11 protein-coding genes are annotated in these 12722 nt (G+C 68.3%); 4 read left to right on the top strand and 7 right to left on the bottom strand.

The window, feature by feature from the left end; translation table 11 throughout:
* The 3 genes from V1Y59_RS10440 to V1Y59_RS10430 all read right to left on the bottom strand — a co-directional run bounded on the left by V1Y59_RS10440 (window position 1) and on the right by V1Y59_RS10430 (window position 2739).
* Window positions 1-954, bottom strand: a complete 954-nt coding sequence (locus V1Y59_RS10440; RefSeq protein ID WP_330504883.1) for an endonuclease/exonuclease/phosphatase family protein — start codon at window positions 952-954, stop codon at window positions 1-3.
* A gap of 65 nt (window positions 955-1019) precedes the next feature.
* On the bottom strand, window positions 1020-1955 hold the full coding sequence (gene mshD / locus V1Y59_RS10435) for a mycothiol synthase (protein ID WP_431309144.1): 936 nt from the start codon (window positions 1953-1955) through the stop codon (window positions 1020-1022).
* Entirely contained in the window at window positions 1924-2739 is an 816-nt protein-coding gene (locus V1Y59_RS10430) for a winged helix-turn-helix transcriptional regulator (protein ID WP_330504882.1), read from the bottom strand. Before V1Y59_RS10430 ends, mshD begins: the two co-directional genes overlap by 32 nt.
* 146 nt (window positions 2740-2885) lie before the next feature.
* Here V1Y59_RS10430 and V1Y59_RS10425 point away from each other — a divergent pair, with 146 nt between their 5' ends.
* The 4 genes from V1Y59_RS10425 (at window position 2886) to V1Y59_RS10410 (ending at window position 6257) form a co-directional block, all read left to right on the top strand.
* Window positions 2886-3797, top strand: coding sequence for an LmeA family phospholipid-binding protein (locus V1Y59_RS10425; protein WP_330504881.1), 912 nt, complete (start codon window positions 2886-2888; stop codon window positions 3795-3797).
* 356 nt (window positions 3798-4153) lie between these two features.
* Entirely contained in the window at window positions 4154-4993 is an 840-nt protein-coding gene (locus tag V1Y59_RS10420) for a sulfurtransferase (protein WP_330431043.1), read from the top strand.
* 2 nt (window positions 4994-4995) lie between these two features.
* Window positions 4996-5301, top strand: coding sequence for a DUF1416 domain-containing protein (locus V1Y59_RS10415; protein WP_330431044.1), 306 nt, complete (start codon window positions 4996-4998; stop codon window positions 5299-5301).
* A 290-nt stretch (window positions 5302-5591) separates the two neighbouring features.
* Window positions 5592-6257: a heme-binding beta-barrel domain-containing protein gene (locus V1Y59_RS10410; protein ID WP_330504880.1), complete on the top strand. Its 666-nt coding sequence runs from the start codon at window positions 5592-5594 to the stop codon at window positions 6255-6257.
* A 15-nt stretch (window positions 6258-6272) separates the two neighbouring features.
* Here V1Y59_RS10410 and V1Y59_RS10405 read toward each other — a convergent pair whose 3' ends face one another.
* From V1Y59_RS10405 to cydB, 4 genes are all read right to left on the bottom strand, one after another.
* Entirely contained in the window at window positions 6273-7595 is a 1323-nt protein-coding gene (locus tag V1Y59_RS10405) for a hypothetical protein (RefSeq protein ID WP_330504879.1), read from the bottom strand.
* Between the two features lie 498 nt (window positions 7596-8093).
* Window positions 8094-9896, bottom strand: coding sequence for a thiol reductant ABC exporter subunit CydC (cydC, locus tag V1Y59_RS10400; RefSeq protein ID WP_330504878.1), 1803 nt, complete (start codon window positions 9894-9896; stop codon window positions 8094-8096).
* Window positions 9886-11634 (bottom strand): thiol reductant ABC exporter subunit CydD, encoded by a 1749-nt coding sequence (cydD, locus tag V1Y59_RS10395; RefSeq protein WP_330504877.1) that lies wholly within the window; start codon window positions 11632-11634, stop codon window positions 9886-9888. The genes cydC and cydD overlap by 11 nt, the downstream gene beginning before the upstream one ends.
* Window positions 11631-12713 (bottom strand): cytochrome d ubiquinol oxidase subunit II, encoded by a 1083-nt coding sequence (cydB, locus tag V1Y59_RS10390; RefSeq protein WP_330504876.1) that lies wholly within the window; start codon window positions 12711-12713, stop codon window positions 11631-11633. The genes cydD and cydB overlap by 4 nt, the downstream gene beginning before the upstream one ends.
* Between the last annotated feature and the right edge of the window lie 9 nt (window positions 12714-12722).

Raw genomic sequence — 12722 nt, 5'->3', positions numbered from 1 at the left:
TCAGTAACGCACCGTGGCGATCACGCCGTGGTGATCCGATCCGGCGATCTCGAAGCGCCGCAACGAGGTCGGCGTCGGACCGTTGCGGGTGAGCACCCGGTCGAGCGCCAGCACGGCCGGGTACGGCCGATCTGCCGGATACGTGGGCACGATCCCGGAGCCGAGATATTCTGCCGCATCGGTCAATTCGGGTGAGTCGTCCGCATCGGATCCGGACAGCAGCGCCCGGAACGGGCGGTGGTCGTAGGTCGAGTTGAAGTCCGCACCGCTCACCAGCGGGTCCTGATCGGCGGACAGCACCGATCGGAGCTCGCGCAACTCGGCGTCCCAGCGCCACGACGGCTCCGGGTACGGCGGCAGCGGGTGCAGTGCGTACACCGACAACGGCTCCCGTCCGGGAATCGACAGCCGGGCATGCAGATTCGAATGCCGCATCCTATCGAGCACGCGACCATCGGTCAGCGACGCTCGGGCGTAGATCCCGGCCCCGCTACCGCCGTCGCGGGGGTTCACGAAGGCGAACGGCAGCACCTCGCGCAGGCCGGCGCGCTCCAGTCCGGCGGTCGCTTCCGGAGTCAGTTCGATGACGGTCAGGACATCGACATCGGCCTCGCGGACGCGGGCGACCAAGGACGCGGCGTCGGCCTCGCCGAGGAAGATGTTGGCCTGCATCACGGTGAGGTCGGATGCTGAGACCTGCTCGTCCACACCGGCATACAACGGAGCCTGCGACCCCAGGCCGACGGCGACGACGACCGCCGCGACCGCCGCAGACATCCATGCCCGGGCGACCAGGAGCAGGATCAGGCCGATGAGCCCGACTCCGATGAGGACCGGAGTGAACGATGCGATACGGGTCGCGATGTTGCTGACCAGACCCGAGAAATGGGCCCCGACACCGATCGCGCCGAGAAGCACTCCGACCCAGCCGACCACCCACAGCACGCGACGCATGGCTCGATCCTGTCATGCTCACCCTCAACGACTTTCACCGGTCGCGGGCGGGACACCAGCTCTGGTCAGCCGTAGGCGACGTCGATCGCGTAGCGGGTGAAACCCAGACGTTCGTAGGTGCGCAGTGCCGCCGTGTTGTCGCCCTCCACGTAGAGCTCCACCTCGGCCATCGCGCGGTCGGCGAGATGATGCAGGCCCGCAAGGGTGAGCAGCCGACCCAACCCCCGTCCCTGCGCTGCCGGGTCGACCCCGACGATGTAGACCTCGCCGAGTTCGGCGTTCTGCCGCTTCGTCCAGTGGAAGCCGAGCAGCCGCGTCGGTTCTCCGGCGTCGAAGGCCAGGAACAGCCCTTCCGGGTCGAACCATTCACTGCGGACCCGGTCGGTGATCTCCGCCGGCGACCACCCACCCTGCTCCGGATGCCAGTCGAATGCGGCGTTGTTCACGCGCAGGATCTCGGCGTCGTCGGCCGGTCCCGTATAGGTACGGAGCACGATGTCGTCGGCGACCTGCAGCGGTGGCAGTTCGTCGGCTTCGGGACCCAACGGGCGGCGTAGCTGGAGGAGTTCCCGACGTCGCTGCAAACCCATCGCACCGGCGAGCGCCACCGCTCCCGGCAGATCACCGTGTGCCCACGCTCTGGGCCCCGGCTCGGCGACGAGCTCGCGCGCGGCGGCGAATGCCGTGTCCAGCAACGCACGTCCGTGCCCGCGGCGGCGTGCATCCGGATGGACCACGGCTTCGATCATGGCGGGTTCCCCGGCTCGGCCCGCGATGACGTTGGCGTAGCCGGCATCGGTCAGCACGTGCCGGACGCCGGATTCCGCCGAGGCGTCGATCGCGTGTAGTGCCTGCTCGGCCAGCGGCGCCACCCCGTCCGCGACAGTCGCGGCAGCGGCGAGATCGTGTGCCTGCGTGGCCTTCTCGGGGGTGAGTACGTCGAGGACGACGGGGTCGCCCACGCTGGGCTCAGTTTCCGGCACTCGCGCTGAACTCCTCATCGAACGGGCCGTCGAGATCATCCGGTCCGAGTTCGTCCCCGCCGAGATCGTCGCTGTCGAAGTCGTCGTCGTCGGCCACCGAACCGAGTGAGTTGTCGCCTCCGCTGGGGCGACCGCGACTCGGCCGTACCGCCTTGTAGCCGACGTTGCGCACGGTGCCGATCAACGACTCGTGCTCGCTGCCGAGCTTGGCGCGCAGTCGCCGGACGTGCACATCGACCGTGCGCGTTCCGCCGAAGAAGTCGTAGCCCCAGACCTCTTGCAGCAGTTGCGCTCTGGTGAACACCCGCCCGGCGTTCTGGGCGAGGTACTTGAGGAGTTCGAACTCCTTGTAGGTGAGGTCGAGCGGGCGTCCCCGCAGTCGCGCGGTGTAGGTGCCCTCGTCGATGACCAGTTCACCCAGCGTGACCTTGCCGCTGGCCTCTTCCGAGGTCATCCCGCGCGTCCGCACGACAAGCAGTCGCAGCCGGGCATCGAGTTCGGCGGGGCCGGTCGCGGGAAGCAGGAACTCGTCCAGACCCCAGTCCGCGTTGACGGCCACCAGACCGCCCTCGGTGAGCACGGCGGCCACCGGTACCGACGACCCGGTACTGCCGAGCAGTCGGCACAGCCCGCGGGCGGCGGCGAGATCGGTGCGGGCGTCCACGATGGCGACGTCGGCGTTGCCCGCCTCCATCAGCGAGGAGACCTCGGTCGGTGCGGTCCGGACGGTATGGGCGAGCAGCGACAGCGACGGCAGAACACTCTCCGGATTAGGGTCGGCCGTCAACAGCAAGAGATCCATGAACCACTCCGATCCCGTCGTTCCCCAAACCCACGTCCACGCCCTCCCGGACTCACCGATGAGCCCTGGTCGACGCCGGATCTGCGGTCGGCGATTGTTTACGCCGCCTTACCAACGTGTGCGCGATAGATGACAGAATAGCGCCAATGTGGCGTTCTGCTGTTAACAAGGCGCCCGAGGAGCGTCGACAGCATGCGTCGAACCGTACACATCGCCGGGCACGCAGGTGGGTCGGAGTCGGTGCCCTCGGACTCGTCGTGGCAATCGGGGTGGCGCTCCTGGCCGACACCTTCGTGGCGATGCGCGCCGAACACTCGTTTTCTCGTGCGCTGCTGACCTCGCCCCGCCTGACCTTCGATCCCGAGGTCACGATCAGCGGTTTTCCGTTCGTCGGTCACGCCCGCACCGGTGAGTTCACGGGCGTGGTCATCACCGCCCGCGGCGTCGGCGTCGGCTGCCCGTCCACCGACGGGTGCCGGGCCGAGATGGGCGCCACCCTCGGTGCGACGACCGTCCCCGACGGTTTCCGGATCGAGGAGAGTGACATCGTGCACACTGCGTCGGTCGACGGATATGTACGCCTCGATTCGGTGAACCTCGGACGCATGCTGGGCATCACCGACCTCACCGTCAACACCCCGGCACCGGCCGGCCGCGCGGGTGCCGGCGGCCCCGGCGACGGTCTGCTGCGACGGTCGAGCGGCGTGTTGCTGACCGGCACCGTGCCGCTGTCCGCACCGCCCCCCGACAGCGACGTCCCACCGTCGGCCTCTGCCTACCCGGGTCCGGTGGTGAAGGTCAGCGTGGTCGTCGATCTGTCCGTCGTCGACGGCCGACTGCACCTCGAGGCCACCGACTTCTATCGCGGTCCCGAAGAACACGTCGAGGCGGACGTTGCCGACGACCAACGGGACCACGTGCTGTCGGAGTTCACCGCCACCCTGCCGCCGATGCCCATGCCGTGGGGGACCGCGCCGACTCGAGCCCACAGCGAGGGCAGCGACGTCGTCCTCGCCGGGGACTCCGGGAGCCGCGACGTGCGTCCGGCAGATTTCTGAGGCAGGTTCTTGACCGGCGGTTACGTCCCCGAGGCGGGGTTTGGGAGCCACCCGGCGTCCCTGTAGGGTGGGGCGCATGCAACTGCGCCGTGAGTTCTTGCTCACCCGCCGTCGTGCGATCGACTTCTGTCGTGTCGCCGACTGTTGCTGTCGTTAGACAGTGGACGTGGCGTCTGTACGACGCGTCCGCTTCGCGATGGCGGCCGGGCAGTTCTCTGCACCTCTGACATCCCGGGTCCGATCCGGACACCAGGTCTGTCGACGGCATCCGCGCCGAACCGTTCGGCCCCATCATCCCGCTCCACATCGCACAATCACCGATAGTTCGGGCCTCAATGTTCGGGAAGGAACACACCATGGCACGTTCGGACGTCCTGGTCAGCGCCGATTGGGCTGAGCAGAACCTCAACGCCGACAAGACCGTCTTCGTCGAGGTCGACGAGGACACCACCGCATACGACGGCGGCCACATCGAGGGCGCCGTCAAGCTCGACTGGAAGACCGACCTGCAGGATCCGGTCCGGCGCGACTTCGTCGACGCCGACCAGTTCTCCAAGCTGCTCTCCGAGCGCGGCATCGCCAACGACGACACGGTCGTCCTCTACGGCGGCAACAACAACTGGTTCGCCGCCTACGCGTACTGGTACTTCAAGCTGTACGGCCACAACGACGTCAAACTGCTCGACGGTGGCCGCAAGAAGTGGGAACTGGACGGTCGCCCGCTGTCGGCCGATGCCGTGAGCCGCCCGGCCACCACCTACAAGGCCGCCGAGCCCGACACCTCGATCCGCGCCTTCCGCGACGAGGTCGTCGACGCGATCGGCAACAAGAACCTCGTCGACGTGCGCAGCCCCGACGAGTTCACCGGCAAGATCCTCGCCCCGGCGCACCTGCCGCAGGAGCAGAGCCAGCGACCCGGCCACATCCCCGGCGCCATCAACGTGCCGTGGAGCAAGGCCGCCAACGAAGACGGGACCTTCAAGAGCGACGACGACCTCGCTGAGCTGTACAAGGAGGCCGGTCTCGACGGTGAGAAGCAGACCATCGCCTACTGCCGCATCGGCGAGCGTTCGAGCCACACCTGGTTCGTGCTCAAGGAGTTGCTCGGCCACCAGAACGTGAAGAACTACGACGGCAGCTGGACCGAGTACGGCTCGCTGGTGGGCGTACCCGTCGAGCTGGGAGAAGGAAAGTAATCATGTGCGGAGCACCCAAGCAGGGACAGAAGCTCCCTGCCGGCGTCGACGTCGAGAAGGAGACCGTGCTGATCGGCACCGTCAACGACGAGTCGGGCACCCCGGTGGCCGGCGCATTCGTGCGGTTGCTCGACTCGACCGGCGAGTTCACCGCCGAGGTCGTGGCGAGCCCCACCGGCGACTTCCGCTTCTTCGCGGCACCCGGAACGTGGACGCTGCGTGCGCTGTCGTCCGTCGGCAACGGTGATGTGACCGTGTCGCCCGAGGGCCCCGGCGTGCACGAGAACGACATCGTGGTCAAGAAGTAGAACGTCAAGAAGTAGGTCGTCGAAAGACAGACGACACCAGAAGAAGACCTCCGGCTTGTTCGCCGGGGGTCTTCTTCGTCATTTCCTACCGCCGAAAGATCTCGACACGCACCTCACTCCGTGCGCCGCCACTTCGATCCACGGGTGGCGAGACCGGCCGCGCGGACCTCGTGAGGCTGGCGGTAGAATCCACGCGTGGTCATCTTCTTCGAGATTCTGCTGATCCTGGCGGCAATCCTCATCACCTGGTTCGGCGTCTATGTCCTCTACCGTTTGATCACCGACGAGTCGTGACCTCCGCAGACGCGGACGGCACCGACCCTCGGGAGCGCCCGGCCGGACGACGCTCCGGCGACGAGGCGATCAACTCGGCGGCCGAGCGCGCCAAGGAGACCGGCGACCGTAACCTCCCGGAGTGGGGCGATCTCCCGCTCCCCCACGACACCGCCAATCTGCGCCTCGGTGCCGACCTGCATTCGGGGCTGCTCGCGCTGCTGCCGATGGTGGGTGTGTGGCAGGGCGAGGGCGAGGCGAATGACCCCGACACCGGGACCGACTACCACTTCGCCCAGCAGATCATCGTCAGCCACGACGGGCAGAACTTCCTGAACTGGCAGGCACGGTCGTGGGTTATCGACGAGGACGCCCGATTCGTCCGCCCCGACCTGCGCGAGTCCGGCTTCTGGCGCATCGGTGAGGATGACTCCATCGAACTGCTGCTCGCGCACGCCGAGGGGTCGATCGAACTCTTCTACGGCAGCCCACTGACGCAGACGTCGTGGGAACTGGCCACCGACGTCGTCATCAAGGCCGACTCCGGACGCCGCACCGGCGGGGCGAAACGGCTGTACGGACTCGTCGAGGACGGCGACCTCGCCTACGTCGAGGAGCGTGTCGACGCAGACGGCGATCTCATCCCACGGCTCTCTGCCAAGCTCCGCCGCGTCGTCGGCTGACCTGGCGTCACCGCATCAGTGATGCGGCAGACGCAGCCAGCGCCGGCGATCCGACCAGGCCAGGTACAGGTTCTTCTTCGGGATCGCGCTGTAGACGACAGTCCCCAACATGATCACCACCGACCCATAGTTGGTCGGTGTCCCCGGTTGACCGGTAGTCCCCGGGATCACCATGCCCGCCGAGTCGAGCGTCGCGGCCCGACCGGGCCGGCTGTCCACCCGCTGTCCGACCACCGAGAACACCTGGCCGGTGTCCGCATCGGCGCAGACGGGGAACGTCCGCTTGCCGCGTGGTGCGATCTCGGCGACAGCGCGGTCCTCGCCGCAGTTGTAGATCACCGCGATCGTCGCATCGCCGGTGTTGCGGATCGTCATGGTGTCCGCGCCCGTCCGGTACTGGTAGGTCACCCCGTCGGCCTCGGCATCGAGGTGGAACTGCTCCGGATATCCGCAGTCCCAATCGGCGCTCCACGGCGTCAGATAGTGATGATCGAGGTGATCCCGCCGATCCGGGATGGGCAGTGACGTGGGCATCGACTCGCCGTCGGCGAACCACAGCACGCCGAGAAGCGTTGGGCAGCAATCTGTCCGCGGAGCCTGGACATAGCAGACCTGGTCACCCGGCGGCACTGGGACGCTGTGGCCGGGCTCGGCGACCACGAGGTCGCGGGGTCCGTCGGCCCCGACGGTCAGCACCGCGATCGGACCGTCGCCCCGGTTGTGGATCGCCACCTCGCCACCGACCCGGGTCTGGTGCACACCGTGTGCCATCGGGTCGGCGAAGACGAACGCGGGCGTCTGCGGGACCCCGAAGTCGACGTCGCCGGGCCGCCAGAACCTGGCGTCGGGATCGCGTTCGTCCCAGTCGACCTCGCCGGCGGCCGGGCCGTCGAGGGTGAATTCCGGTTCGTTCTCGCCCGACCCGGATTCGACGATCTGCCCGACCAGCACGGGACGCCCGTCGACTCGCTCGGTCTGCAGTGCGTGGAACTCCGCCGTCGGCAGATCCACCGACGCACCCGCGGGCAGGTAGGTGAACACCGCGCCTGCGGTCTCGGGGAGTTCGGGGACCGACATCACGCCGAGGTCGTCCGCCGACCCGTTGTGCAAGATGATGTGATAGGCCCCGGGACCACTGGAGTAGGTCAACCCGGAGATGTGGCCGGTCACGCAGTTGACTGCGCCGTCGTTGGTCCAGTCCGGGTCTTCGGGGGTCAGAAACCGTGCGCGAACCTCGTCGTCGATGTGCGGGGCGACCTCACGAGCGGCGGGTGAACGCGTGTCGTGTGCGGTCGGTTCGTCCAGGACGGACACCACGTGCGCGTGTGTCGTGGTCATGGCGGGCTCCCTTGGCGAGTCGGTTGTTCGTGTGTGGTTCGCGTCCCGGCCCGCAGCGGATTGGGCCGGTCTGATCGGTTCTGATCGACGTCTGGACCCAGTTCACGCCAGACGAGGATCAGGAGCACGAGTAGTCGACTACTTGAATTAGCGATCGCGGTTGCGGTGAGGCGCGTTACACACCGCTGGATGACGCACCGCGCCGCAACGGGGCCGCCGGAGAACGGAAACGGCCCCCGTACCACCCCGCGGAGGGGCCTGTGCCGATCGGACAGGATCGGGGTACGAGGGCCGGGTGACCATCTGGGATTCGCCGGCACGGACGGTGCGACGTCGCGGATCGGGATCCGATCCGGCGCGCACTCCGTGGAGGTGAATGCCTCGATCCGCGCTAGCGGATGGTCACCTCACGTGTCCAATAGTCATACAACTTCGAACCACCTCCTTCGTCGTGTACCGACGAAGATACGCCCGGCCACGGGGCCCGGCAACCGCTTTTCAGCTCGCGACGACCGGATGGAGATCGACGACGCGACATCGCGGATTCTTCGCGGAAAGCTGTTGCGCGGCAGCATGATGCGTGATGATGATGACGATCCGCTGCTCGTCGAAGAGGTTCGCTGCAGGCAACACCAGCCGTTCCAGGATCGCCTCGGCGTCGGCGACATCGAGGTGCTCGGTCGGCTCGTCGAGCGCGACGACCGGCGCCGGGTGCAGCAACGCCCGAGCCAGCAACAGGCGCCGACGTTGCCCGCCGCTCACCGCCTCCGAACCACCGGCGAGTTCGGTGTCGAGGCCGTGGGGCAGCGTGCGCAGCCACCCGCCGAGTCCGACCGCATCGAGCGCGTCGACGAGGTCGTCGTCGGTCGCATCGCCCCGCGCGACAAGCAGATTTTCCCGCAGGGTCGTGGAGAACAGGTGACCTTCCTCGGCGTGATAGCAGGTCGCTGCCCGGATGTCCACGCTGTGTCCGTCCGGATCGCGCACGGCGACAGCTCCCGAACAGGGTGCGAGTAGGCCCGCGAGGGTGAGCGCCAGGGTGGACTTGCCCGAACCGCTCGGCCCGACGACGACCAGCCGGTCTCCCGGCGCCAGCCGGCACCGCAATCCGTCGGCCGGCCCCAGCGGTCGGTCGGGTGACCATCCCCAGCGAAGGCCGTCGACCGTCATCGTGACCGGCCCGCGGTGGACGGTGCGATCGGCCGCGGGGTCGGGGTCGGCGAGCTCGGTGTCGGTGGGTTCGGTGTCGGGGGACGTCGATGCGCCCGCCCCGTCGACGAGCGACATCACGCGCCGCGCACTCTGCCTGCTCCGTTCCAGCTGGATGCCGGCCTCGGTGAGGGGACCGGTGGACTCGAACGCCGACAACGGCAACAGGATCAGCACACCGAGGATCATCGGCGTCAGACCTTCACCCGAAGCCACCGACGCCAGCGACCCCGGCACCGTAGAGGCCAGGTGGATGCCGATCAGGCAGGCCGCCACCAACGACACACCCATCGACAGCGGCGTCGCGGCACTCGCCGCCGCCTCATACCGCAGGCCACGATCGGCCGCCGCGAGTGCGTCGGCGTCGGACCGCCGCGCGGTCGCGAGCACATCGTCGCGCCGCCCGGCCACGATCAACTCCGGGGCGTGCCACAGCGCCGTGACCGTCGCCTCCTCGGAACGCCGAGTAGCCGACGACGAGTCCTCGATGGTGCGTACCGACCCCCGGGCGGCCAGCCACGGGGCCACCAGGCCGCTCACGACGAGGGCCACGGCCAGCACGACCGCCGCCCACCACGACACGAACGCCATGATGACCACCGCCGCCACACTCGTCACGGCTCCGACCGCGATGGGGATGACACCACGGATCAACGCGTTGCCGATCTCGTCGATGTCGTCGCCGGTCCGTCCGAGCAGGTCGGCGCGGCGCAGGCGCACCGAGTACGCCGGCGACCCGGCGGCGAGCGTCTGATAGACGCGTTCCCGAGCGGTGGCCATCGCACCGAGTGCCAGGTCGTGGGTGGCGAGACGTTCGAGATAGCGGAACACGCCGCGGGAGATGCCGAGCGCACGGACCGCGGTGATCGACACGGACAGGTACAGCACCGGCGGCATCTGCCAGGCCCGCGTGATCAACCACGCCGACAGCGCGGCGAGCCCCAGCGCGGACAGCGATCCGCCGACGCCGAGCAGGATCGACTTCGTCAACGGGCGACCGCGCAGTCCGAGGAAGACGAAGGCCCGACGCAACGGGTCCCCAGAGGATGTGGCCGCGGACTCGGCGGCGGTTCGTGACGGCTCAGTCGACATGGGCCCCTCCCCTCACGTCCACGATCGCGTCGGCGAACGACCGCACCAGAGGCTGGTGTGCGATCACCACCACGGTGTCGCCGGCGGCCGCGCGTGCCGACAACGCCTCGAGCACCGCGCGAGCCGACCCCTCGTCCAGGTGTGCGGTCGGTTCGTCGAGCAGGACCAGCGGTGCCGGGGAGGCCAGCGTCCGGGTCAGTGCCAGGCGCTGCCGCTGTCCGGCCGACAACCCGACGCCACCCGCACCGACCACCGTGTCCACACCGTCGGGCAGATCATCGATCACGTCGTCGAATCCTGTTGCGGTACAGGCACGTCGCAGGTCCACCGGGTCGATCGCGCCGAACATCGCGAGATTGTCGGCCACCGTTGCCGGGACCACGACCGGCTGCTGCGGCAGCCATGCGATCTGCTCGCGCAACGCCGTCGGTTCGAGTTCGCCGACCGAGATCGACCCGATCAGCACCGAGCCCTCGTCGGGTCTGGCGAGGCCCATGACGGTGAGCAGGGCGGTGGACTTTCCGGCACCGTTCGGGCCGGTGAGCATCGTGAGTCGGCCCGGTTCGATCACCGCGTCGAGATGTGCCGGTGCCCAGCCGTCCCGGCCGTGGACGCCGACGTCGAGCAGGGAGATGGCCTGGCCGGCGACCGCGCAGGTCCGGGTACCCGACGTCGCGGAGGACTCATCCGGCTCGGCCTCGATCAGGTCGATCACCTCCCCCGCCGCCACCACCCCGTCGGCGGAGTTGTGGAACTGGGCGCCGACCTGCCGCAGCGGGTGATACGCCTCGGGCGCCAGAATGAGTGCGAGTACCCCCGCGTACAGGCTCATCTCGCCGTACACCAGCCGCAGTCCGATGCCGACGGCCACGAGCGCGACGCAGAGGGTGGCGAGCAGTTCGAGCACCGCTCCGGACAGGAAGGCGACCCGCAGCGCGGACATCGTGCTGCGGGTGTGTGCCCGACCGAGTTCGGCGACCCGCGCGGCGGGCCCGCGATACCGGTTGAGCGCGCGCAGCGTGGGCAGCCCGGCGATCAGATCGAGCAGCTGCGCCGACAGCCGGCTGGTCGCCTCCAGCTTGCGGGTGGTGCGGTCGCGGGTCATCAGTCCGATCAGCACCATGAAGACCGGGATGAGCGGCAGGGTGACGATGATGATGAGCGCCGACGCCAGGTCCGTCAGTGCGATGACCGCGACGACCGTGGGCGTGACGGTCAGCGTCACGATCAATGCCGGGAGATAGCCGGACAGATAGGGGCCGAGATCGTCGAGCCCGCGGAGAACCACGGTCGTGGCGTGATCGCGGCGCGTCACCAATGTGCGCGGTGACGTGTGCGCGGGATCCGTGAGTACGTCGAGCGCCCGCGCACGCAGTTGCGCGATCACGCGGGCGGCCGCGCGATGGGCGTAGCGGTCGTGCAGGTAGGTGACGAGTCCGCGTGCGATCAACGCCCCGGCGAGCACGATCAGATGGGTCTGCTGCGCGGCGAACGTCCGGCGGTCCGAGTCGACGATGAGCTCGGACACGATGGACGCCGCCATCGCCGCGGTGACGATGATGGTGACGACGGAGGCGAAGGAGAACAGCGCGGTGACGACCACATAGCCACGGGCCACGGATGAATGGCGCAGTAGTCGCGGGTCGATCGGGCCGGACCGACGAGGCGCGGCGGCATTCGCCGGCCCGGGGCCGATCTCGAGAGCTTGCGTGGACGACCCGGTGATCGGGTTCGTCATTCCGACGGCACGCGCAGCGAGGACAGACCGGTGTTGGCCGGGATCTGCTCCACGGATATGCGCTTGCGGAACACCCAGTAGCTCCACGCCTGGTAGCCGATGACGACCGGGGTGATCAGCACGGCGGCCCACGTCATCACGGTCAGGGTGTAGTCGCTCGACGACGTGTTGTCGATGGTCAGGTTGAACGCCGGGTCGGTCGACGACGGCAGCACGTTCGGGTAGAGGGCGCCGAAGAGTGTTGCGACGGTACCGCCCACGGCGATGAACGTGGCGGCGAACGCGATGCCCTCACGTCGCACCTGGGTGGCGCCGACCATCACGACGGCGGCGACCGCCGCGATCAGCACCGGAATCCAGGTCCAGCCGTTCCCGTAGGCGAACTGCGTCCAGAGCAGGAAGGCCGCAGCGACGACCAACGTCGGGATCGCCAGCCGCGCGGCGTACTTCATCGAATCCTCGCGCAGGACCCCGGTGGTCTTGAGCGCGAGGAAGACGGCGCCGTAGGTGAGGAAGGCCAGTAGCGTCGTCAGTCCGCCGAGCAGCGCATACGGGTTCAGGAGGTTGAAGAACCCGCCGGTGTACTGGGCGTCGCCGTCGATCGGCAGGCCGCGGATGACGTTCGCGAATGCGACGCCCCACAGGATCGCCGGAATCCATGAGCCGAGCCCGATTCCCACGTCCGCCCACATGCGCCAGCGCGGGTTGTTGATCTTGCCGCGCCATTCGATCGCGCAGACCCGGGTGATGAGTCCCACCAGGATGAGGAACAACGGGAGGTAGAACGCGGTGAACATGGTCGCGTACCAGCCGCCGAACGCGGCGAACATCGCGCCGCCTGCGGTCAGCAACCAGACCTCATTGCCGTCCCAGACGGGACCGATCGTGTTCAGGATCGCCCGTCGCCGGGCGTCGGGGTCGGCGAGTTCCTCGCGGGGACCGACCGATTCGTCACCTCCGGTGTGGCTGCTGCCGAGGATCGGCATCAGCATGCCGACGCCGAAGTCGAAGCCTTCGAGGACGAAGTAGCCCACGAACAGGATCGCGATGATCAGGAACCAGAACTCGGGCAAACCCATCGGAGATCT

The organism is Gordonia prachuapensis (assembly GCF_036350515.1).
Taxonomy (GTDB): domain Bacteria; phylum Actinomycetota; class Actinomycetes; order Mycobacteriales; family Mycobacteriaceae; genus Gordonia; species Gordonia prachuapensis.
The sequence above is the reverse complement of the archived record's forward strand: the minus strand, read 5'-3'. Positions and strand labels throughout refer to the sequence as shown.